Here is a 21,295-nt window from a genome sequence, read left to right as displayed (position 1 = left end):
CCTTAAAATTTGAGAATCAAAAAGGGCTTAGCCTTGCCGCAAATCTGTACTTGCCTTTGGATAAGGCTCCTAAATTTTATGCGCTCTTTGCCCATTGTTTTTACCTGTACAAAGAATTTTTCTGCGGTAACCCAGATTTGTAGCTCGCTATCCCAGCAGGGAATAGCTGTATTAAGTTTTGATTTCACAGGACTGGGAAGGAGTGAGGGAGAGTTTCAAGATAGTTCGTTCAGCGCCAATATTTCGGATTTGAGTGATGCTGCTGCTTTTTTGGAGAAAAATTATGAAGCTCCAAAAATGTTGGTAGGTCATTCGCTGGGAGGTTCTGCAGTATTGTATGTCGCAAGACTACTTGACTCAGTTCAGGCTGTAGTTACCATTGCAGCGCCGGCTTTTCCTGCTCATGTCAAGCATTTATTTGAAAGTGACTTGGAGGAAGTGGAAAAAAACGGGTCTGCAAAAGTGAATATTGGAGGCCGCTCGTTTCGAATAAATAAATCTTTTTTAGAGGATCTGGAGCAAAGACCTATCACTAGTTTCCTTAAAAATCTTAGAAAGTCTATTTTGATTTTTCATTCGCCACAAGATCAAATTGTGGGGATTGAAAATGCAGCTGAAATTTATGGGGCTGCATTCCATCCCAAAAGCTTTATTTCCTTGGATGGAGCAGACCATTTGCTTTCCAATGCTGCCGATAGCCAATATATCGGAGAAGTAATTTCTTCCTGGAGTATTCGCTATGTAGCGATTTCAGAAAATTCTAAGCTAAACGACCTGAAAGGAAATCAAGTCCTAATCCGATTAGCCGGCGATGGCTACACTACTGAGATCAAAACTCCCCATCATCATCTTCTTGCAGATGAACCCATTGAAGTCGGTGGAGCCAATCTCGGACCTACCCCCTATGATCTATTGATGGCATCGCTGGGAAGCTGTACTGCCATGACTTTGAAAATGTATTCAGAACGAAAGGACTGGCCTTTAAAACAAGTGCAAGTCTACTTGAATCATGATAAGGTACATTTGGATGATAGCAAAGCTTCTGAAGATCCCGGAGCAAAAGTCAGTCAGTTTACCCGCATCATCGAACTGGAAGGTGATTTGGATGAGGATCAGCGGCAGAAATTATTGGAAATTTCCAATCGATGCCCAGTTCATCGTACCTTACAGGAAGAAATTAAAATTCGAACCATGCTAGCCAAATGAAAACTCCAAGAATCAACACTTATTTGTTCAGCTCCGTGGGCTTGGTGTTGATGCTGTTTTTTTCTTGGGTTTTTATTCCTGAAAATGAACTTCTAATTGCAACAGAAAAATGGAAAGGAGTCTGTTGGGTAGGGACTCGATCACCGCTTGAAGGTCCTGAACTGAAAGCTTTGAAAGCTACCGGAGCTGATGCAATCTCACAGACTCCATTCGGATGGCAGAGTGCTGTAAATTCCCCTGAGATCAAATGGCAAACTGTCAATGAAAAAATGTGGTGGGGTGAATCCTCCAATGGTTTAAAGGCCACCTTGGATTCTTCTTCTGCCTTGGGTATGATGAACATTCTCAAGCCACATCTTTGGGTGCGGGGCAGTTGGCCGGGAGAGATTGAAATGAAGACTGAGGAAGATTGGTCACTTTGGTTTGAAAATTACCGTGGATTCATCTTGGATTATGCTATTCTTGCCGAGGCCCAAGGGTTTCCGATGCTATGTATCGGTACAGAGTTAGAGAAGACTTCCCATCGGGAAAGTGATTGGCGAAAAGTGATTGCTCAGGTCCGAAAGGTCTATTCAGGTAAGTTGGTTTATGCTGCAAATTTCACGGAGTTTGAACAAATCAAATTTTGGGATGAACTGGATTATATTGGAATTCAAGCCTATTTTCCCCTTGCCAAGTCGCATGACCCAAGTTTAAGTGAACTTACAAAGTCTTGGGAGAATCATATTCCAAGGATCGAAAAAGTGGTCAGGAAGTATAATAAGCCTGTATTCTTCACAGAGATTGGTTATTGTAATACAGTGGATGCAGCGATTGAGCCTTGGGTTTGGCCAAATGAGCGAAAGGAAATCCAGCTCTCAGAAGAAATCCAAGCGCTTTGCTACAAGGCATTTTTTGAAACAGCTTGGAAAAAATCCTGGATGGCTGGCGTATTTTTCTGGAAGTGGTATCCTGAAGCACATGGTAGAAATCCAGATTTTACCCCTCAAGGAAAAGCGGCAGAAGCGGTGATGGCAGAATATTTTTTAGCAGATTGATTAAGAAGTAGTTTTGGTTTTTTTTTTAACAAAAAAAACTAAAGTCTAAAAAAATGACAGAAAGGAATTCAATCTAACCTATTTTCATCCTACTTGTGATTTTAATTAGACATTAAATAGATGTGGGGTAGGATACAGGAGCATTCTTAAGAGGCAGAATTCATAATTTGCTATTTGAGAATGCTCAGACAATGGTGTTGAAATATACTGCTTACAAATGCTAAGCAAAAAAAATCAAGAAAGTAGTGAAATCTTTTTAGCTAGACTTCGCTAAAGCTTTCCTAAATACACTGAATCAGCCAGAAGGTATTGCCTTGTTTTTGCGTTTTCCTGAGCAAATGTCAGATAAATATGCCATGATCCTCTCCCCAGCTCAATATTAAATGGAACCTGCGCCTGTATTGCATTTCTTCGGGTCAAGCCTTGAAACCATTTATACCTTTTCTCTTCCACATTGTAGCAAAGCACTGAGACTTCATCATTTGCTCTGGCATTCCCTTCAAATGAATTGTCTTTCCAGGTGATTTGGATAGTACCGCCTTCTAACCTTAGCTGTGAATCTTCAGGTCCCAAAAGATTTCCCTTGCTTATCTTTAGAAAGGAAGGATCGACTTTAGTCTCCAAAGTATGATTATAGCCTTTTGCACTGAGTTCAGAAAAGGCCCAATGCATTCCCTTTTTACTTTGGGTTAGAAATTGCTGATAGCCAAAATCCAAGACCTGCTTGATCGGCTTCAAAAAACCATTAATGTTAGTCAGCTTTTCCCGCTGAATCAATTGAAGTGGGCTGGGATTGTATTTGTTTTTATGATTACCGGATGGCTTGCTGCGAACCACCGTTTTGCCATTGAGGGTATAGAAAACTAGATTGCCAAGTTTTCCCTTTGGTAAAATAAGGTTTTGATCAGATAAGGTGGCCATGGCTTAAAAGGTTAAGGGTTTCAAAACGATAACCTTAAGTTAGAAAAAAGTAAACACGAAACAAACTGTTAGTCAATCTAACTTAACGAAAACAAGAGAGCTAAGATAAGTTTTAGATAGGGTTCAGTTAGGTTTAATTAATACTTACCCTAAATAAAACCTGACAAATCCCTCTATAAACCCTAAATAAACTTACTTTTTATCTTCCTCTTGACTTTGGATTGCTGTCGGAGGAATCTGCTCGGAAATCCAATTCCAAAGGAGTTCGAAGAAGTAAAGTCTATCTGCCAAATCAGCTCCTTCTGCATGTTGATTGATATAGCAGACCCATCCTTTTTGCATTTCCCAGAGGTAGTGTTGGATGGTTTCCTGATCATGACAGGCAAATAATTCTTCACCTGAGTTGGGAGATAAGGAATTCATAAACTGGAATTTTTAAGTGAATTGGAAGTGGTAAGTTCTAAGATTTTGCACTCCTGAATCAGATTATCCAGTTCTTTAACGCATTGGTGATCCAATTCGCATTCTCGCAAAATAGCGGCAATAAGTTTGCGATTGATTTCTAAGGTTTGGAGTAAGAATTCCTGTTTTTTAGAGGATTCCTGATCGTAACTAACGATATATTCTCCACTTTTCGAGGTTGCTGGGTTTTTGAGATTTGTTAGATGGAAGATTAACATAAATTTTGGTTTTTTGATACCATAGCAAATTGAAAGGATAACAAAAGGTATCCAATTCTGAAATTGAGTCATTTAGAAATTATTGGGAATAATTTATTCTCCATATTTTCGGTGCTTGCTCATTAATCATATGTTAATTATGCAGAAATCGACATTCAATAACAGATCTTTCAAATGGGGGAAGGCTCTTTTTGGTGATTTGGGGGAATTGGAATAACTTAGTTTGAGGTATATGAATGGAAATCCTTATTTTCAATCAAAAGATTCAAAACTATGAACAAGAAGATCCACCACGGCAGAAATATCAAGAGATTCAGAGAGATGATGGGCATCAAGCAGGATGCTCTAGCCCATGAACTTGGGCCAGATTGGTCACAAAAAAAAATCAGTCTGCTGGAGCAAAAAGAAGAGGTGGAAGAGGAATTGTTAAAACAGTTAGGTTCGATCCTAAGAATTCCTGTAGAAGCTTTTCAAAATTTTGATGAAGAAAAAGCAGTTAATGTGATTTCCAATACATTTAATGCCAGCGATAGTGCAACTGGATTTATTTACAATAACCATCCAACATTCCATCCTATTGATAAACTTGTCCATCTCCATGAAGAGAAAATTGCTTTATATGAGCGGATGCTCAAGGAAAAGGATGAAATGATAGCGAGATTTGAGAAATTATTAAGCAAGCAATAAAAATCCGTTTTATTATTCAAAATAATGGATTAAGACTCGTTGTTGTCATACTTTTTTGAAATATATAAAAAGGTTTGAAAATTCTCCTAGAATGTTAAGTGTGATTCCATATTTAGAAGTATGGGATACGTTATGCTGGAATAAGAGGTGAGATTTTTTTGAATATTTTCGGTTTAGGAGATTGTTTAGATAATTTAAAATCAATTATTTAACTGACTTTTATCATAAGATCATGGTCTGATTATTTATAAGTTTATTCATTATTAAAAGTGAATTGATCATTCTCCAAACCAAAAAGTCATGAGAAAAAATATGGGAAATGCTGACCGGACAATCAGATTGGTAGTGGCAGCAGTTTTAGTGGTATTGTATTTTTCTGGAGTAATTTCTGGAACATTGGGCTTAATAGGAATAGTTGTTGCTGCAATTTTTACATTAACAACAATTTTGGGCTATTGCCCACTTTATTCATTGATAGGTGTAAAAACCTGCAAGGTCCGAGAGGTTTAGCAGTCCATAGTCTGATAAAATAACAAGCCGAAGGAGAAATCCTTCGGTTTTTTTGTGTTCAATCCTCTACTAGAAAAGGGTTGAAAGCGGATTTTTTACTTGAATGACATCAAATGTCAGAAAACTTTAAAAGTTTATAAGAAAATTAGTTTAAATCTTTTTTGAATATAAAATTCTATTAATATTTTAGTGACGAGAGTTAAAAAAAGAAAAGGCGAGTTGCCCCGCCTTGGATGTTTTCACAACGGAATAATCCTTATTGTGAATTGCTTTCAAAATGTGGTTAAATATAGGCTTAAACTTTAATTTTTAAAATAATATGAAAAATATTTTAGGTTTGGATTTGGGGACAAACTCCATCGGATGGGCTTTGATTAACCAGGATTTTGAGAAGAAAAAGGGCGAAATTCTAGGGATGGGAAGTCGGATTATTCCGATGTCTCAGGATATTTTGGGCGAATTTGGCAGAGGAAACTCAATTTCCCAAACTGCTGAACGAACTCGATTAAGAGGAGTCAGGAGACTGAAAGAAAGACACTTGTTAAGAAGGGAGCGCTTACACCGTGTTTTAAATGTGCTGGAATTTTTACCCACTCATTACGCTTCCCAAATTGATTTTGAAAAACGTCTGGGGAAATTTATTGAGGACTCAGAGCCAAAATTGGCTTATAAATCTAGCTGGAATGAATCGAGCAATAAGAATGAATATGAGTTTCTGTTCAAAGAATCTTTTCAGGAAATGCTGGAGGACTTTCGTAAAGCACAGCCTCAGCTACTGGTGAATAAAAATGGTGATGCGGCCTCTATACCCTATGATTGGACGATTTACTTTCTTAGGAAGAAATCCTTAACCTCTAAAATAAGCAAGGAGGAATTAGCTTGGATACTTCTTAATTTCAATCAAAAACGAGGATATTATCAGCTGAGAGGGGAGGAAGAGGAAGAAAACCCAAATCAAAAAGTCGAATTTCATTCTTTTAGAATTGTGGATGTGCTTGCAGACGAACCACAAAAAGGGAAGGCAGATATTTGGTACTCACTTATTCTGGAAAATGGATGGATATACAGGAGGTCTAGTAAAACTCCATTGTTTGATTGGAAAGATAAGAGCCGAGATTTCATTGTGACGACTAATCTAAATGATGATGGAACAATAAAGACTGATAAGGAAGGAAATGAAAAAAGAAGTTTCAGGGCTCCTGGTGAAAATGATTGGACTTTAGTTAAAAAGAAGACTGAGCAGGAAATAGAAACTTCAGATAAAACTGTTGGTGCTTTTATCTACGACTCTTTATTGCTCAATCCAAAGCAAAAAATCAAAGGGAAATTGGTTAGAACCATCGAACGTAAATTTTACAAAGAAGAACTCAAACAGATCTTGAAAAAGCAGGTAGAGTTCCATCCCGAATTGAAAGATGAGGAGTTGTATGATACTGCCGTGAGGGAGCTCTATCGCAATAATGAATCTCACCAAGAACTTCTGGGCAAAAAGAACTTTGGGCATCTTTTTATGGAGGATATAATCTTTTACCAGAGGCCCTTACGAAGTCAAAAGTCATCCATTGCCAATTGCGCTTTAGAGAAAAGGCCAATGAAGGATGAAAAGGGCGTATTGCTTAAGGATGAAAATGGAGAACAGGTTTATAAAGCACTGAAAGCAATTCCAAAATCAAATCCTTATTATCAGGAGTTTCGAATTTGGCAATGGATGTACAATCTCTCAATTTACAAATTGGACGAAGAGGCAAGTATTACCGAGCAATTTTTGAACACCATGGAAGATTGGGAGGGACTTTTCGAATTTTTAAATGGACGGAAAGAAATAGAGCAAAAACCTTTGCTCAAATACCTGCTCGAGCGGAATGGGTTGAAAGGAAAAATGTTAACAAGCGAAGTTGAAAAGTATCGTTGGAATTTTGTAGCGGATAAGAAATACCCTTGTAATGAAACTAGGTCGCTTATCAGCAGCAAGTTAGATAAGGTGGATGGTGTTCCTGCTGATTTTTTGACTAGAGCTATCGAACAACAGCTTTGGCATATCATCTATTCAGTAACAGACAAAGTCGATTTCGAGAAAGCACTCAAGACTTTTGCAATCAAGAATGAGCTTGACCAAGAATCTTTTGTTGAAGCCTTTAAAAGATTTCCACCTTTCAAAAGTGAATATGGGTCTTATTCAGAAAAGGCAATTAAAAAACTTTTGCCTTTGATGCGTGTCGGTAAATTTTGGAACGAAAGTGATATCGTTCGTGATTCACCAGTTTATCTTAAAAACATAGAATCTGTCCTTTCAAAACTAGACTCAAAAATCAATTCAATAAAAAACGAAGAAAGCGAGAAGTGGAATAAGGAGGTAAATACCAAGCTGTACGAAGAACTGAAAATGTTTCTAGACGGGGAAATTTCCTCATTTCAAAAGTTAAGACTTCATATAGCTACCTACCTTGTGTATGGACGCCATTCAGAGGCTGCTGCCATAAGTAAATGGAATTCGGTAGATGATTTAGAAAACTACCTACAGGAATTTAGACAGCATTCTCTTCGAAATCCTATAGTTGAGCAAGTGATTACAGAGACTCTTCGGGTGGTTAAAGATATTTGGATTCACTATGGTAAAGGTGCAAAAGATTTCTTTAGTGAAATTCATGTCGAGTTGGGTAGGGATATGAAAAACACCTCAGCCGAAAGGGAGCGAATAACAAAGCAAGTATTAGAAAATGAGAATACTAACCTTAGAATCAAGGCTTTGCTTGTAGAAATGCAGGAGGATTTAAAGTTTGAAAATGTTCGCCCTTATTCACCCATGCAACAGGAGATCCTGAAAATTTATGAAGAGGGAGCGCTTAATTCCGATATTGAAATCGATGAAGATATTCTCAAAATAAGTAAAAGCGCTCAGCCTTCCAGTTCTGATCTGAAGCGATATAAATTATGGCTGGAGCAAAAATATTGTTCGCCATATACCGGTAAAACCATTCCATTGAATAAGCTCTTTACTCCTGAATATGAAATAGAGCATATAATCCCTCAGAGCCGCTATTTTGATGATAGTTTGAGTAATAAAGTAATTTGTGAGTCAGCTGTAAATAAGCTTAAGGATAATCAAATTGGCTTGGAATTCATCAAAAATCATCACGGAGAGAAGGTAGCTATTGGGATGGGAAAGGAAGTTGAGGTATTTGAAGTGGCAGCTTATGAGGAATTTGTAAAGCAACACTATGCCAAGAATCGCTCGAAGCGGAATAAGCTTCTGATGGAGGAAATTCCTGAAAAAATGATTGAGCGACAGATGAATGACACCCGCTATTTAAGCAAGTTTGTGTCATTGATATTGTCAAATATCGTGAGGTCTGATAGCAATGATGATGGGGTTAATTCTAAAAATGTAGTACCAGGGAATGGTAAAATTACCAACGAACTGAAGCAGGACTGGGGCTTAAATGATGTATGGAATGAATTGATTTTGCCTCGTTTTGAGCGAATGAATTCCTTAATCAATTCAACGCAGTTCACTGCTTGGAATGAAAACCATCAGAAATTTTTACCGACTGTGCCTCTGGAGCTTTCCAAAGGTTTTTCAAAAAAGCGTATTGACCATCGCCATCATGCGATGGATGCATTGGTTATCGCTTGCGCTACCCGAGATCATGTTAATCTCTTAAATAACAAGCATGCTAAATCAGCCACTCGGTTTGATTTGAATCGGAAACTTCGGAAATACGAGCGCGTAGTTTATACTCATCCCAAAACGAAAGAAAAAATAGATCGAGAAGTCCCAAGGGATTTTTTGAAGCCATGGGAAAGCTTCACCATCGATGCCAAAGATGCACTTTCTAAAATCGTGGTAAGCTTCAAGCAGAATCTGAGAGTAATCAATAAGGCTACTAATAAGTATGAAAAATGGACCATTAAGGATGGCGAAAAAGTCAAAGAAGTACACACCCAACAAGGAGTAAATTGGGCTATACGAAAGCCTATGCATAAAGATACGGTTTCAGGACTTGTTCAATTAAGAAAAGTAAAGACTGTTTCATTGAATCAAGCACTTGAAACGGTGCAGGAAGTAGTAGATAAGAAATTTAGAGCTGAGCTACTAAGGCTAATCTCTGAAGGATTGGATAAAAAGAAAATCTCAAAACATTTTCGAGAGGCGAATAATCTATTTGGTGAGCAGGATATTTCAAGAGTTGAAGTATTCTATTGGGAGCATGACAATGTAGCTTCACGAGTTTCCTTAAATGATTCTTTTGATGAAAAGAAGATAGAGTCTATCACTGACACGGGGATTCAGAAAATACTCCGTAATCATCTAGAGCTATATAGTGGCCGATTGGATGAGAAAGGAAAAGTGATTTCTGCACAATTGCTGGCTTTTTCACCGGAAGGGATAGAAGAAATGAATAAAAATATTGAAGCTCTAAATGGGGGAAAGTTTCATCAGCCGATTTCGAAAGTTCGCACCTACGAACCTAAGGGAAATAAATTTACAGTAGGTCTTCAAGGAAATAAGGGCAGCAAGTATGTCGAAGCTGCAAAAGGCACGAATCTCTTTTTTGCTATTTATCAAGATGAAAATGGAAAACGAACCTATGACACTATTCCATTGAATATTGTAATAGAAAGGCAAAAACAGGGGCTAAGTTCTGTTCCAGAGCGAAATGAGAAGGGAGATTTATTGTTATTCCATTTGTCTCCAAATGATTTGGTTTATGTACCAACAGAAGAAGAAAAGGAAAATCCAAATTTGGTTGATTTTGCAATGATGAACAAAGAGCAAATGAACAGAATTTATAAATTTACTGATGGAAGTGGAAGTACCATGAATTTTGTGCCTACTAACGTTGCAAGTTTATTATTTAATATGTCATATAAAGAGCAAGAAAAAGCTAAAATTAAGGTATCAATACAGAATGAGTTAGGTTTAGGTAGTCCACAATCTAAAAATCAAAATTCTCTAGATGGTATCCAGATTAAATCTGTTTGTTGGAAACTTAAAGTTGACAGGTTAGGTAATATTTCAAAATTCTAAAGAATGGAATACCTCCAGTCTTATCAATTTTTCAATCACGCCAACGGAACAGAGAATATTTCCCGTGAGCAGGAGAACTATCGATTTTTTCTTCAGCAATACGAGAAGTATCTGGGAGGGGTGGTGGAAACTTATGCCTATTGCTTGATGCCTAATCATTTCCATTTCTTAGTTGGGGTGAAAGTGGAAGCGGAGTTAGTGAAAACTTTTCCAAAGTTCGAAACTTTGGAAAAGTTGGTGTCCAAACAATTCTCCAATTTCTTTAGCTCCTATACCCAATCTTTTAACAAAAAATACCAAAGAAAAGGAAGTCTGTTTATCAAAAACTTTAAGCGAAAACCCATTCTTACAGAATCCCAATGGCAGGATACTTTTCTTTATGTCCATTTGAATCCTATTAAACATGGGTTTGTGAAGGACTTGAAAGATTGGAAATGGTCGTGTTTTCATGGATATGAAAGAGCCGCAGATCCTTCAAAATTAGAGAGAAACTACTTCCTAAATTACTTTGATAACTGGCAGCATGTAACTTATCTGCTGCAATCCAAAAGAGAACTAATTATGAGTGAGGATATGGAATAACCATTGGAGTGAAACAACTTTTCCAAAGTTTTAAAACTTTGGAAAAGTTTGATAAAATACCATAACACATCATTTATGATCAAACGAACCCTATTTTTCGGCAATCCAGCCTATCTCAGCACTAAAAATGAACAACTGGTCATTACTTTTACGGATGATAAACCAAGTCGTACGGTAGCAATAGAAGATCTGGGAATGATCGTTTTGGAAGATCAGCAAATCACCATCACCAATGGATTACTGGGGAAATTGACTGACCGGAAAGTCGCCATCGTAACTTGCAATTCCCAGCACCTTCCAGATGGACTTTTACTTCCTATGCATGGACATACAGAGCAGGTAGAGCGGATTGGAAAGCAATTGGATGCCAGTGTGCCGCTAAAGAAAAACCTTTGGCAACAAACCATTACCGCCAAAATCACCAATCAACATGGATTGCTCAAGGAGAAAGGAAAGTCGAGCAAGCGAATGGAGTATCTGGCGAAAAATGTAAACTCAGGAGACACAAGTAACCACGAGGCGCAAGCTGCTGCCATCTACTGGCAGAGTTTATCCCGAAATATGCATTAGGCTTCCTATTACGAGCCCAAACCGCTTCAAAATCAACCGCTTTGCTGCATTTAGCTCAATCACCTTAGCGGTGCTATGCCTCATTCGCTAAATGCTTGATTTTCTTGTGGTTTGAACTCTCATTACAGATTCTAATGCATAATCCGAGTTTATTTGATATTCCTGATTTCAACAGGGGACAAGCTGGTATTCCACCAAATAATTTGCTCAACTATGGCTATGCTATCTTGCGCGCCGTGATCGCAAGAGCATTAGTTTCTTCTGGATTACTTCCAAACGTAGGGATTTGGCATCATAATAAATATAATGCCTATTGCCTTGCTGATGATATTATGGAGCCCTATCGACCGTACGTGGACTTGGTAGTTTCTCATATCGTAGCTACAGAAGACTCCTATGATGAGTTGAACATAGATCTTAAAAGAGAGCTATTGACCATTCCTGCCTTGGATGTGATCATCGATGGGCAGAAGAGTCCCTTGATGGTGGCTGCTAGCCGAACTACCAATTCACTCTACGAATGCTTTGCAGGATTAAGTAGAAAAATCATTTACCCCGAATATGAATGAGAGCTATTATTCCAGACTTAATGCCTATCGGAGTTTGTGGGTCTTAGTGTTTTTTGACCTGCCGACCGATACTAAAAAGGATCGAAGCATCGCCAGTAAGTTCCGCAAAAGATTGTTGGACGATGGATTTGCTATGTTTCAGTTTTCCATCTACATGCGATTTTGTGCCAGTCGGGAAAATGCGGAAGTGCATAGCAAGCGAGTTCGGATCAATCTTCCTCCAAAAGGTAAGGTTGGAATCATGCAGATTACGGACAAGCAGTTTGGAATGATGGAAGTTTTCTATGGAAAGAAACCTATGGAGACAGAAGCTCCTGTGCAGCAGCTGGAACTTTTTTAAATTAGGGTTGATAGAGAAAAACTTTTCCAAAGTTCGAAACTTTGGAAAAGTTAAACACCGACACCTACCCAAAATGAGAGTAAAAGACCATCATTTTTTAGATTTCTAAAAACGGTGATAAATCACAGCATACCAGCCACTTATCGTGGGGTATGCTGTGATTTCCATTGGAAAGATACATTTTGAAAGCAATTCACAACTAAAAAGAAATACAATACCAATTTTTGACGCTGTGATTTCCATTGGAAAGATACATTTTGAAAGCAATTCACAACAGATTCTTACAGGTGAACGTAGCTCAAGAGCTGTGATTTCCATTGGAAAGATACATTTTGAAAGCAATTCACAACGGCTGGCTTGGATTGGCGTGATATTATTTTGCTGTGATTTCCATTGGAAAGATACATTTTGAAAGCAATTCACAACATCATTTCGTTTCTTCGTTTAGTTGCTTAAGCTGTGATTTCCATTGGAAAGATACATTTTGAAAGCAATTCACAACCAGTCCTAATCCACAACGACGACAAAGCTCGCTGTGATTTCCATTGGAAAGATACATTTTGAAAGCAATTCACAACTGAATACGTTTGCAAATGTTGTGCAGATGAGCTGTGATTTCCATTGGAAAGATACATTTTGAAAGCAATTCACAACTCTGAGGATGAGCAAAAAGTATTCTTTGATGCTGTGATTTCCATTGGAAAGATACATTTTGAAAGCAATTCACAACGGCTTATTGTGGTGGCGAATCAAAGTCTGAGCTGTGATTTCCATTGGAAAGATACATTTTGAAAGCAATTCACAACAAAGAAGCTATTGGACACATATTAATTTCAGCTGTGATTTCCATTGGAAAGATACATTTTGAAAGCAATTCACAACATCCCTATGGAATGGAACTACGAAGGATACGCTGTGATTTCCATTGGAAAGATACATTTTGAAAGCAATTCACTCCAAAGTTGGTCTTAATTTTAGAAGGGATACCCTAATCAGTAGCTAAATGGATTTTCCTAAATGATTCCCAAATCAGTCCCAGCTTGTTTTGAAGGGGTATGGGTTAAAAAATATTTTTCTAACTCAAGAAATGACCTTCCTGAATTTGACCAGATTATCAGCCTAAATACAAATGATCAAAATCATTGAGAGACCTGCTTTTATTTATGGTTTTCCATAGATCTCAAATATAATTTTCATCAAAATTCAAATTTTTCACTTAAACAAATTAAAGCGATGAAAACTAAACTTATTTTGACCGTTTTGATTACCGCTTTTCTGTTGGGTTTTTCCACTCAAACTTTCGCCCAAGAAATGTCCAAGGAAAACTATTTGGAAAAAAGCCGTAAACAAAAAACCACAGCTTGGATTCTCCTTGGTGGAGGAGTGGCCATGGCAGTCACAGGGGCTATCCTTTTTGACGAAAACTTCATACTATTCGGTGCTTCCGACGCAGAGGAAAACAAGGCTGGCATAGGAGGTGCTATGTTTGTAGTCGGAGGCTTGGCTGCATTGGGAAGTGTTCCTCTCTTTATCAGTTCTAGCTCTAATGCCAAGAAAACCGCAAAGATTAGTTTTAAGAATCAGCCATTAAATAACCTAAGGTATGCAGGGAATATCCCAAAGTCAATTCCCTCGGTCCACATTTCAATCCCCTTAAATTAAAAATATCAGCGTGGGGAGATATAAAAAGTCTCCCCAAATGATATTTCAACCAGTTTTCAGTAGTGGTCATATAGAGAAGTGTTTTTCGCGATTACTTCAGGTAAAATTTGAATTTCGAATGCTGTCTAAGGTCAATTTTTTTAAGAAGATTGTTGAACTTTTTATATTTCGCTATCTATCTTCCTTTATTTTTTTTTAATTAGCTATAGCATAGAAACTCAACATAAAAACCATGGACAATAATAAAAGGCGCGAATTTTTGAAATCAACTGGCCTGATGGGGCTTGGATTATTTGGAGCTGGATCGGCTTTTGGAATGGATCTGGAAAAACTTCCTGCTCAAGCTGCCAGAGGAATCAATCGAATTCAATCTTTTAATATGTCCGGATTTGCGGCTCCTAAGTTGGAGACTGTACGTGTAGGAATTGTTGGATTGGGAATGCGCGGCCCTGGGGCTGTAGATCGATTGAGTAAAATCGAAGGAGTAGAGATTAAAGCACTTTGTGATTTATTACCGGAGCGAGTGGAAAAAGCCAAAGAGCAGTTAAAAGGTACTTCGCACCAACCTCAAGGCTACTCTGGAAATGTCTATTCCTGGAAGGAAATGTGTGACCGTACAGACCTGGATCTGATTTATATCGCTACTCCTTGGGAGTGGCATACCCCAATGGCTGTCTATGCTATGGAAGCTGGAAAGCATGCAGCAACTGAAGTCCCTGCTGCCCGTACACTTGACGAGTGTTGGCAATTGGTAGAAACTTCTGAGCGTACCAAAAAGCATTGTATGCAGTTGGAAAACTGCTGTTATGATTTTTTTGAATTGATGACTTTGAAAATGGCCCGTGAGGGATTTTTCGGGGAGGTTGTACATGTAGAAGGTGCCTATATTCACGATTTACTTTGGCTGAATTTCGATAAGGATACTGGTTATCAAGATATGTGGAGGCTAAAAGAAAACTATCGAAATGGGAATCTTTATCCTACCCATGGATTAGGTCCAATCTGCCAGATTCTAAATATCAACCGAGGAGATCAGATGGATTACCTGAGCTCGCTCTCTTCCAATGATTTTTTGATGAAGAAAGAAGCAGAGAAGTTGGCAAAAGAGGATATGTTCTGGGCAGAATTCGCTTCAAAAAACTATCGAGGCAATATGAATACAACTGTCGTGAAGACCAAGCAGGGCAAGTCAATCATGATCCAACATGATGTGACCTCGCCAAGACCGTATTCTCGACTTCATGTGGTCAGTGGCACCGAAGGCTATGCTCAGAAATATCCTGAGCAAAAAGTGTCTAAAGGCCATGCTTGGATGAAAGAGGAAGAAATGGCTGAACTGACAAAAAAGTATACGCCTGAGATTGTCCAGAAAGTGGGTGAGCTAGCCAAGCAAGTCGGAGGTCATGGAGGCATGGACTTTATGATGGATTGGCGTCTGATCGATTGCCTTCGAAATGGTCTTCCACTGGATCAGGATGTCTATGATGCTGCATTATGGAGCAGTATTTCTCCATTGAGTGAATGGTCGGTGATGAATAGATCGAATTCGATTGATGTGCCTGATTTCACTGCAGGAAATTGGAAAACAAATAAGCCAGTTCCGATTACTTTAAGATAAAGGACGATTAATAGATTTAGTTTCCGGAATCTTTCTTTCTTTTAATCAATTCCAGCGTAACCAGAATGGCATAGTGATCTGAATAGGGGAGCTGGATCACCTCATAGCTAATGAGTTGAAAATAAGTCGAATCATAAAAAAGGTAGTCGATTCGTTTACCGTCTGTACCTGGATAAGTGGGTTCATAATTACCGGCTTCTCTTCCCGCATCTTTCCAATGGGTTGGGATTCTCTTATAGGCTTCCGAACCTTCCTCAAAGTTAAAATCGCCCATGACAAAAGCAGGGAGTGGAAGGGACTCGGCATACGAGAATAAGGAATCGACTTGGGCTATTCGATTTTCTTCAAATTCATGGTCAAGATGCGTATTCCCAATGTAAATTTCTGATAAATTCTGCAGCTCAAGTTGCGACCATACCATTCCTCTAGGCTCCCCATTGGCAGGATTTGGAAGGGCTAGCGTATGATAGCCCTTGCCATTGGATTTTTTGTTTAAAATTCCATTTCCATAAGCTCCGCCATCAAATGCCATTGATCTGCCGAAATAACCTTTATAACCTGTTTTAATAGCGAGTTTGGAGATCAGATCGACTTTTTCACCATAACTATTCACTGAGCGAAGTGTCATACTATCCACTTCTTGTAGCGCAATGGCGTCTGGTTGCAAACGAATAAGGTATTCGGCAATGGAATCTAGGGTAGGGTTTCCTGGTTGAGTGGGATTTTCCCCGTGGTAGATGTTGTAGGATATTACACTTATCTGCTGAGCATCAGTAAAATTGATACTTAAAGCAAATAAAAAATTCAAAAGGATTAGTTGTTTCATTTTAATATTTCTGATCTCAAGTAGTAAAAAAAAGATGAAATCTCGATTCATATTTCATTTTAACCTGTTCCCTAAACTATTTCTTTCCAGAGGTAAGGGCTAAGTATTGATAAGTATGAGACTATTTTGGCTTAAACCCATTTTTAAAGTTAAAATTATATTCCTTATTAGGTCAATAAGTATTCTTTAAATTGAAGGGGACCTCGTCAAATTCAATTGGTTAATAATTCGATTGTTTAAGCTATTTTTCAGCAATGAAAAAATTATTTGTTGGGATTTTACTACTAGCTGGATTACTTGCCGGACTGGCTTTTGGTTTGGAGCTTTATTTCGAAAAAAGGATTTCTCAATTAATAAATTCTAATCCAACCAGAAAGTATGATCTTCTTTTTGAAAATATTTCCGTCACCCTTTTAAAAGGTAATGTTAGTCTTGAGAAAATTCGATTGGTCCCTTTGGATTCGACGAGTTCCACTAAAGTAAGTGGCTCTTTGATTAGCATTGAATTGAGCGGTGTGAGTTTTTTGGATTTATTATTTAATCGCAAGTTGACAATTGATCGGGTTTTGCTAGATGAGCCAGGATTTCGACTGATTCAAAAGGAAGTCCAAGGTCGACCTGAGGATAACTCGGAAGCTCTTCAAGGGGTTTTTCAGGATATTATTTCCCGTGGGGTGATTAGTAATTTTGAACTCAGAAATGGCACCGCCGAATTTCTTGTTCAAGTAGACAGTATCAGACCTTTCGCGCATTTCACAGATCTAAATATCTCCGCAGAAGGAATAATATCAGATTCGGTAATTGTCCAGAATTTAGTTCCCTTTCAGGTGGAATCGATCCAGATAAGCCTAAAAAACCTTTTGGTGAACCTGCCGAATAAACAAAGTTTCAAGCTCGGTACCATGGAGTTTGACTCAGAGGCTAAAAAAATCGTGTTTCAGGATATTACTCTGAAATACGAGGATTGGGAAGAAACCGTGAAGACGATGGTTTATCAAAGTGATGTTATCGAATTGGCGTTGAAGTCACTTTCCTTAAGCTATATCGATGAGAAAAACAGTATTTATGGCAATTGGCAAATCATTGCAGGACTGGCAGCCTTTGATAGTTTGATAATTGATGATTACCGGGATAAAAATAAACCTCGTCCTGACGAGCCTGAAAAACCACTTTTTGAGGGAATGATTGAACAAATTCCTTTCCCAATCTACTTGGATACCATTCGTATCAGTAACTCAAAAGTTGTATATCGGGAGCTGCTTCCCGGTCAGTCCAGTCCCATTGTTTTTAATTTTGGAAATCTAACCTCGGAGATTATCAATGTGATATCAACAGATTCTTTGCAAAAAGATTTGAACTTAAAAATTCAAGCCAATGCAATTTTCAATGAGATAGCTCCTGTACAATTGGATATTTTGTCGCCTTATGATTTGGGCTCATATAGCGTTCAGGCTCGAATATCTGGTTTTGAATTATCTGAATTAAATGATTTGTTGGAGCGAATTGCAAATGTTAAGGTCTCCTCTGGGAAAGTCCATTCAGTTTACTTACAAATGGAAGGAAGCAGGTTCAGCTCTTCCAATCACCTAACTTTTGACTATGAGGATTTGAAATTGGAAATATTGGGGAAAGATCATTCTAAAAATAAGTTGAATACCACATTGGCAAATATGTTGACTTCCAAAAGCAATATGCCTACTTCTGCCAAGTATAAAATAGCAGCATATCAAACAAAGCGGAATATTTCTAGAGGGCCTTTCAACCTGATTTGGGAAAGTACAAAAGACGGGTTAATTCAGATTGTCCCAAGTGATGTGGTTCAATTGTTCAGTCAAAAATGAAATGCAACAATCTTATTCCCGGAAATGAAAAAAAGTCTTAAGGAGTTTAAGATTTCTTCTTTCTGTTTTTAAATTCCTTCATTTCGGATGCTATTTTTTTATCTAGGTCCAATTCGCTTTTTGAGAGTTGAGCAACAATGTTATCATAATTGGTTTCATCGCGATTCTGAGAAAGCTTTGCGCTAGCTTGCACCTCAGTAATGACTATCTCAAAACCTACCAAAGCTCGAATCTGACTCTGCAGGTAATTATCACTCATTCCTTCCACAGTCACTCGGTTAGGCCGGCCTTCTTCATAAATATTCACTAGGGTTTTTAGATGATCCAATAATTCCTCCCCTTCGATAATTCGAATTTTCCCATAGACGTGCACAGCTAAATAATTCCAGGTAGGAACATTTTCATGATTGTACCATGAAGACGAAATGTAGGCATGCGGACCTTGAAACATCACCAAGACCTCAGATTGGTCAGGTATAGATTTCCATTGCGGATTTGCTCTTGCAATGTGACCGGTAAGAATGGCTTTTCCATCTGAATTTTTGTCTAACACAAATGGCAAATGAGTTCCATGCGGACGTTGATTTACCTGAGCGACTAGTGTGCCAAAGGCATTTTGCCTGATAAATGCAATGATTTGAGGCTCGTCCTCCCAGATATTAATCGGATGGATGTACATGGCTTTTGGGGCTTCTTTCTAATTTTGATCTAAACTATGAAAATTAAGGGCTCAAAGTCAATTTCAATTTAATTCAAACTCAATTTTTTAGTAAGTTAGTTGTATGGAAAATGAATCAACGGATCGGTTAGAGTTGGCAGCTAAATTTGTCAACAATACTGGTGCACCAATTTTTTTGACCGGGAAGGCAGGAACAGGAAAAACCACTTTTTTAAGGGATCTCGTTCGGAAAACCCATAAGCGTCATGTGATTTTGGCACCAACTGGTATTGCAGCATTGCATGCAAAAGGAGTTACAATTCATTCGCAATTTCTTCTTCCATTGGGGAGTTTTCTTCCTGTAAGGGAACCAGAAGGTAATTTCACTAGCCAATTTGGCTTTTTTACCCAGCATACATTAGCCAGAAAACATCCTTTAAATCAACTTCGGAAGAATGTCTTAAAAGCAGTTGATCTTTTGGTTATCGATGAGGTCAGTATGCTTCGTGCAGATGTTTTGGATGCGATCGACTATCGGATGCGAAGCGTCAAAGGGAATTATAGAGATCCTTTTGGAGGTGTTCAAGTCTTGATGATTGGGGATTTGTACCAGCTGCCTCCGATCGTTAGGGATCAAGAATGGGAGGTTTTAAGGCAATTTTATCCAAGTATGCATTTCTTTGAAGCAAAAGCTCTTCAAAATTCCGGGATGGTGTATTTGGAATTGGATAAAATATTCCGCCAACAGGATGATGAGTTTATACGAGTTTTGAATCATCTCCGAGACAATGAAGTGACAGCAGAGGATGTGAAGTTGCTCAATGCTCATTATCGATCGGCCGATGAGGTAAAAGACTTACCGCCCTGTATCACGATCACCACCCATAATTACAAAGCTGATCAGCTTAATCAGAAAGAACTTGAGGCGCTGAACATCACTTCTTTTTATTATGATGCTGATGTGGAGGATGATTTTCCTGAATCACTTTTTCCTTTGCCCAAGACCATAGAGTTGCGAGAAGGCGCTCAGATCATGTTTGTTAAAAATGACAGTTCGGGTCAATCTGAGTACTTCAATGGAAAGCTTGCCAAAGTCATTAAACTTACCAAGACTGAAGTGATTGTACGAATGCAAGATTCGGAAAAGGAATTCCAGCTTCGCAAAGAGACTTGGGAAAACAAGAAATACATTATTAACCCGGAGACCAAGGAGCTGGATGAAGAAGTGGTGGGTACTTTTTCTCAATTTCCAATCAAATTAGCTTGGGCGGTCACAGTTCATAAGAGTCAGGGACTGACTTTTGATCGTGCGATTATTGATGTGGGGCAAGCGTTCGCTCCTGGGCAAGTATATGTAGCCTTGAGTAGGCTTAGGAGTTTGGATGGATTGGTGCTACGAAGCCGGATTCAATCGGATTTGATTCACTCAGATCGAAAGGTGGTAGATTTTTCAGTCGGTGCCAAAAAACAAACTCGACTTGAGGAACTTCTGATTCAATATCAAAGTCAATATGTTTCACATATTTTAGATTCTACGTTTGATTTTAGTCCGATACAAAAAGAGTTGGAATTCTTTCAAAAGGATCAAGCTAGCAGTATGGAATTTGAAGATGAAGAAATGCGCGGGGCCATTCCAACGATTCAGCAGCGCTTTCAATCTGAGAAAGAAAACTCAGATCGTTTTCGAAGACAACTTTTGGCGTTGGTTTATCAGGGAAATCAATCCAAACTCCAAGACCGCTTAGACAAAGGAAGTCAGTATTATCGTGAGATTATTGCCAATCAGATTCAACAAGTCATTGGCTTGAGAAGTCAAGTAGAACTCTTCAGTAAAACCAAAAAATATCAAGAGGGATTAGAATCGCTGGAGGCAATGTTGCTTCGAAAATACCTTGAAATCAGTAAAGTGGCTCGGATAGTTAAAGCCATTCTTAATGGCGATATGCCAGGGAAGATGGAGGAGCTCGATCAGGAAATTTTGGCATTGCGAATGCAGTTTATTAATAGAGCTAAGGAAAAAGCTGCAGAAAAAATCACCAACCTAAAGTCCAAAACAGGCAAGAAGAAAACCGGTGTGGCAAAGCCCAAACGAGCGAAAGGAGATTCTCAAGAATTGACTTTTGCACTTTTCGAAATGGGAAAAACCATTCCTCAAATTGCGGAGGAGCGCGAATTGGCGGAATCTACTATCAAAAGTCATCTCGCCGATGGAATCGCATTGGGAAGAATTGAACTTTCCGATTGTCTTCCTGAAGAGGTGATCTCTGAAATAAAATCCCAGTTTGATCGCTTTAAAAGCGTTTCAGCCCTACGAGAGCACTTTCAGGGTAAATTTGATTATGGTACTTTGAAGATGGTTTTTGCTGGTAATAAGTTGGATTGATATGAGATAATGGAAGGAAATCAGAAGTCTAAAGTGAGAAATCAGAAAGCTGAAGGCTGTACTTTGTACTTCCCTAAATAGCGTTGACCGTTTGGTTCAACATTTATTTAATTCCATCGGGCAATTATGAGCCAGAGGTTCTTCTCTTGGGTAAACTTCCAAGGGGCTCGATGCCT

General features: G+C 38.5%; 18 protein-coding genes and 1 CRISPR repeat array. Of the genes, 13 read left to right on the top strand and 5 right to left on the bottom strand.

Going from position 1 to position 21,295, the window contains the following annotated elements; genetic code table 11:
* Positions 1-78 precede the first annotated feature (78 nt).
* Positions 79-1,206: a bifunctional alpha/beta hydrolase/OsmC family protein gene (locus tag P8O16_RS10305; RefSeq protein WP_300314201.1), complete on the top strand. Its 1,128-nt coding sequence runs from the start codon at positions 79-81 to the stop codon at positions 1,204-1,206.
* Complete coding sequence (locus tag P8O16_RS10300) at positions 1,203-2,243, top strand: hypothetical protein (protein WP_300314200.1); 1,041 nt, start codon at positions 1,203-1,205, stop codon at positions 2,241-2,243. The genes P8O16_RS10305 and P8O16_RS10300 overlap by 4 nt, the downstream gene beginning before the upstream one ends.
* A gap of 270 nt (positions 2,244-2,513) precedes the next feature.
* On the opposite strand, the gene P8O16_RS10295 is transcribed toward P8O16_RS10300, so the two are convergent.
* From P8O16_RS10295 to P8O16_RS10285, 3 genes are all read right to left on the bottom strand, one after another.
* The gene (locus P8O16_RS10295; RefSeq protein ID WP_300314198.1) at positions 2,514-3,164 is read right to left on the bottom strand and encodes a DUF6266 family protein; all 651 of its coding nucleotides are present in this window, start codon (positions 3,162-3,164) and stop codon (positions 2,514-2,516) included.
* Positions 3,165-3,356: 192 nt separating this feature from the next.
* Positions 3,357-3,587, bottom strand: coding sequence for a hypothetical protein (locus tag P8O16_RS10290; RefSeq protein WP_300314195.1), 231 nt, complete (start codon positions 3,585-3,587; stop codon positions 3,357-3,359).
* The gene (locus P8O16_RS10285; protein ID WP_300314192.1) at positions 3,584-3,844 is read right to left on the bottom strand and encodes a hypothetical protein; all 261 of its coding nucleotides are present in this window, start codon (positions 3,842-3,844) and stop codon (positions 3,584-3,586) included. The genes P8O16_RS10290 and P8O16_RS10285 overlap by 4 nt, the downstream gene beginning before the upstream one ends.
* A 273-nt stretch (positions 3,845-4,117) precedes the next feature.
* Between P8O16_RS10285 and P8O16_RS10280 the strand changes: the two genes are divergently transcribed.
* From P8O16_RS10280 to P8O16_RS10240, 9 genes are all read left to right on the top strand, one after another.
* On the top strand, positions 4,118-4,531 hold the full coding sequence (locus P8O16_RS10280) for an XRE family transcriptional regulator (RefSeq protein WP_300314189.1): 414 nt from the start codon (positions 4,118-4,120) through the stop codon (positions 4,529-4,531).
* 300 nt (positions 4,532-4,831) lie between these two features.
* The gene (locus P8O16_RS10275; RefSeq protein ID WP_300314187.1) at positions 4,832-5,041 is read left to right on the top strand and encodes a DUF2892 domain-containing protein; all 210 of its coding nucleotides are present in this window, start codon (positions 4,832-4,834) and stop codon (positions 5,039-5,041) included.
* Between the two features lie 319 nt (positions 5,042-5,360).
* Positions 5,361-10,070, top strand: a complete 4,710-nt coding sequence (gene cas9, locus P8O16_RS10270; protein WP_300314184.1) for a type II CRISPR RNA-guided endonuclease Cas9 — start codon at positions 5,361-5,363, stop codon at positions 10,068-10,070.
* Positions 10,071-10,073: 3 nt separating this feature from the next.
* Positions 10,074-10,652, top strand: coding sequence for a transposase (locus tag P8O16_RS10265; protein WP_300314182.1), 579 nt, complete (start codon positions 10,074-10,076; stop codon positions 10,650-10,652).
* A gap of 75 nt (positions 10,653-10,727) precedes the next feature.
* Positions 10,728-11,222, top strand: a complete 495-nt coding sequence (gene cas1 / locus P8O16_RS10260; RefSeq protein WP_300314180.1) for a type II CRISPR-associated endonuclease Cas1 — start codon at positions 10,728-10,730, stop codon at positions 11,220-11,222.
* Between the two features lie 134 nt (positions 11,223-11,356).
* Positions 11,357-11,791 carry a type II CRISPR-associated endonuclease Cas1 gene (cas1, locus tag P8O16_RS10255; RefSeq protein WP_300314177.1) on the top strand — a complete coding sequence of 145 codons (435 nt, stop codon included), beginning with the start codon at positions 11,357-11,359 and terminating at the stop codon, positions 11,789-11,791.
* Positions 11,784-12,131 (top strand): CRISPR-associated endonuclease Cas2, encoded by a 348-nt coding sequence (gene cas2 / locus P8O16_RS10250; RefSeq protein ID WP_300314174.1) that lies wholly within the window; start codon positions 11,784-11,786, stop codon positions 12,129-12,131. Before cas1 (P8O16_RS10255) ends, cas2 begins: the two co-directional genes overlap by 8 nt.
* A gap of 154 nt (positions 12,132-12,285) precedes the next feature.
* Positions 12,286-13,013: a CRISPR direct-repeat array (repeat unit 46 nt; unit sequence GCTGTGATTTCCATTGGAAAGATACATTTTGAAAGCAATTCACAAC).
* Between the two features lie 351 nt (positions 13,014-13,364).
* Positions 13,365-13,793, top strand: coding sequence for a hypothetical protein (locus tag P8O16_RS10245; RefSeq protein ID WP_300314171.1), 429 nt, complete (start codon positions 13,365-13,367; stop codon positions 13,791-13,793).
* Between the two features lie 232 nt (positions 13,794-14,025).
* Positions 14,026-15,411: a Gfo/Idh/MocA family oxidoreductase gene (locus P8O16_RS10240; RefSeq protein ID WP_300314168.1), complete on the top strand. Its 1,386-nt coding sequence runs from the start codon at positions 14,026-14,028 to the stop codon at positions 15,409-15,411.
* Positions 15,412-15,427: 16 nt separating this feature from the next.
* Here P8O16_RS10240 and P8O16_RS10235 read toward each other — a convergent pair whose 3' ends face one another.
* On the bottom strand, positions 15,428-16,237 hold the full coding sequence (locus P8O16_RS10235) for an endonuclease/exonuclease/phosphatase family protein (protein ID WP_300314165.1): 810 nt from the start codon (positions 16,235-16,237) through the stop codon (positions 15,428-15,430).
* A 254-nt stretch (positions 16,238-16,491) separates the two neighbouring features.
* Here P8O16_RS10235 and P8O16_RS10230 point away from each other — a divergent pair, with 254 nt between their 5' ends.
* The gene (locus P8O16_RS10230; RefSeq protein ID WP_300314162.1) at positions 16,492-18,078 is read left to right on the top strand and encodes a hypothetical protein; all 1,587 of its coding nucleotides are present in this window, start codon (positions 16,492-16,494) and stop codon (positions 18,076-18,078) included.
* 46 nt (positions 18,079-18,124) lie between these two features.
* Here the strand turns inward: P8O16_RS10230 and P8O16_RS10225 are convergent, their stop codons facing one another.
* Positions 18,125-18,757 (bottom strand): FMN-binding negative transcriptional regulator, encoded by a 633-nt coding sequence (locus P8O16_RS10225; protein ID WP_300314160.1) that lies wholly within the window; start codon positions 18,755-18,757, stop codon positions 18,125-18,127.
* Positions 18,758-18,860: 103 nt separating this feature from the next.
* Here P8O16_RS10225 and P8O16_RS10220 point away from each other — a divergent pair, with 103 nt between their 5' ends.
* Complete coding sequence (locus P8O16_RS10220) at positions 18,861-21,119, top strand: helix-turn-helix domain-containing protein (RefSeq protein WP_300314158.1); 2,259 nt, start codon at positions 18,861-18,863, stop codon at positions 21,117-21,119.
* Positions 21,120-21,295: the final 176 nt, after the last annotated feature.

The sequence above is a fragment of the Algoriphagus sp. genome (genome assembly GCF_029254265.1).
Lineage (GTDB): Bacteria > Bacteroidota > Bacteroidia > Cytophagales > Cyclobacteriaceae > Algoriphagus.
This window is presented reverse-complemented; position numbering and strand designations above follow the sequence as displayed.

Excerpts from the sequence above, each read along its gene's own strand:
- P8O16_RS10305 (WP_300314201.1), top strand. The coding sequence starts at position 79 with ATGCGCTCTTTGCCCATTGTTTTTACCTGTACAAAGAATTTTTCTGCG.
- P8O16_RS10300 (WP_300314200.1), top strand. The coding sequence starts at position 1,203 with ATGAAAACTCCAAGAATCAACACTTATTTGTTCAGCTCCGTGGGCTTG.
- P8O16_RS10295 (WP_300314198.1), bottom strand. The coding sequence starts at position 3,164 with ATGGCCACCTTATCTGATCAAAACCTTATTTTACCAAAGGGAAAACTT.
- P8O16_RS10290 (WP_300314195.1), bottom strand. The coding sequence starts at position 3,587 with ATGAATTCCTTATCTCCCAACTCAGGTGAAGAATTATTTGCCTGTCAT.
- P8O16_RS10285 (WP_300314192.1), bottom strand. The coding sequence starts at position 3,844 with ATGTTAATCTTCCATCTAACAAATCTCAAAAACCCAGCAACCTCGAAA.
- P8O16_RS10280 (WP_300314189.1), top strand. The coding sequence starts at position 4,118 with ATGAACAAGAAGATCCACCACGGCAGAAATATCAAGAGATTCAGAGAG.
- P8O16_RS10275 (WP_300314187.1), top strand. The coding sequence starts at position 4,832 with ATGAGAAAAAATATGGGAAATGCTGACCGGACAATCAGATTGGTAGTG.
- cas9 (WP_300314184.1), top strand. The coding sequence starts at position 5,361 with ATGAAAAATATTTTAGGTTTGGATTTGGGGACAAACTCCATCGGATGG.
- P8O16_RS10265 (WP_300314182.1), top strand. The coding sequence starts at position 10,074 with ATGGAATACCTCCAGTCTTATCAATTTTTCAATCACGCCAACGGAACA.
- cas1 (WP_300314180.1), top strand. The coding sequence starts at position 10,728 with ATGATCAAACGAACCCTATTTTTCGGCAATCCAGCCTATCTCAGCACT.
- cas1 (WP_300314177.1), top strand. The coding sequence starts at position 11,357 with ATGCATAATCCGAGTTTATTTGATATTCCTGATTTCAACAGGGGACAA.
- cas2 (WP_300314174.1), top strand. The coding sequence starts at position 11,784 with ATGAATGAGAGCTATTATTCCAGACTTAATGCCTATCGGAGTTTGTGG.
- P8O16_RS10245 (WP_300314171.1), top strand. The coding sequence starts at position 13,365 with ATGAAAACTAAACTTATTTTGACCGTTTTGATTACCGCTTTTCTGTTG.
- P8O16_RS10240 (WP_300314168.1), top strand. The coding sequence starts at position 14,026 with ATGGACAATAATAAAAGGCGCGAATTTTTGAAATCAACTGGCCTGATG.
- P8O16_RS10235 (WP_300314165.1), bottom strand. The coding sequence starts at position 16,237 with ATGAAACAACTAATCCTTTTGAATTTTTTATTTGCTTTAAGTATCAAT.
- P8O16_RS10230 (WP_300314162.1), top strand. The coding sequence starts at position 16,492 with ATGAAAAAATTATTTGTTGGGATTTTACTACTAGCTGGATTACTTGCC.
- P8O16_RS10225 (WP_300314160.1), bottom strand. The coding sequence starts at position 18,757 with ATGTACATCCATCCGATTAATATCTGGGAGGACGAGCCTCAAATCATT.
- P8O16_RS10220 (WP_300314158.1), top strand. The coding sequence starts at position 18,861 with ATGGAAAATGAATCAACGGATCGGTTAGAGTTGGCAGCTAAATTTGTC.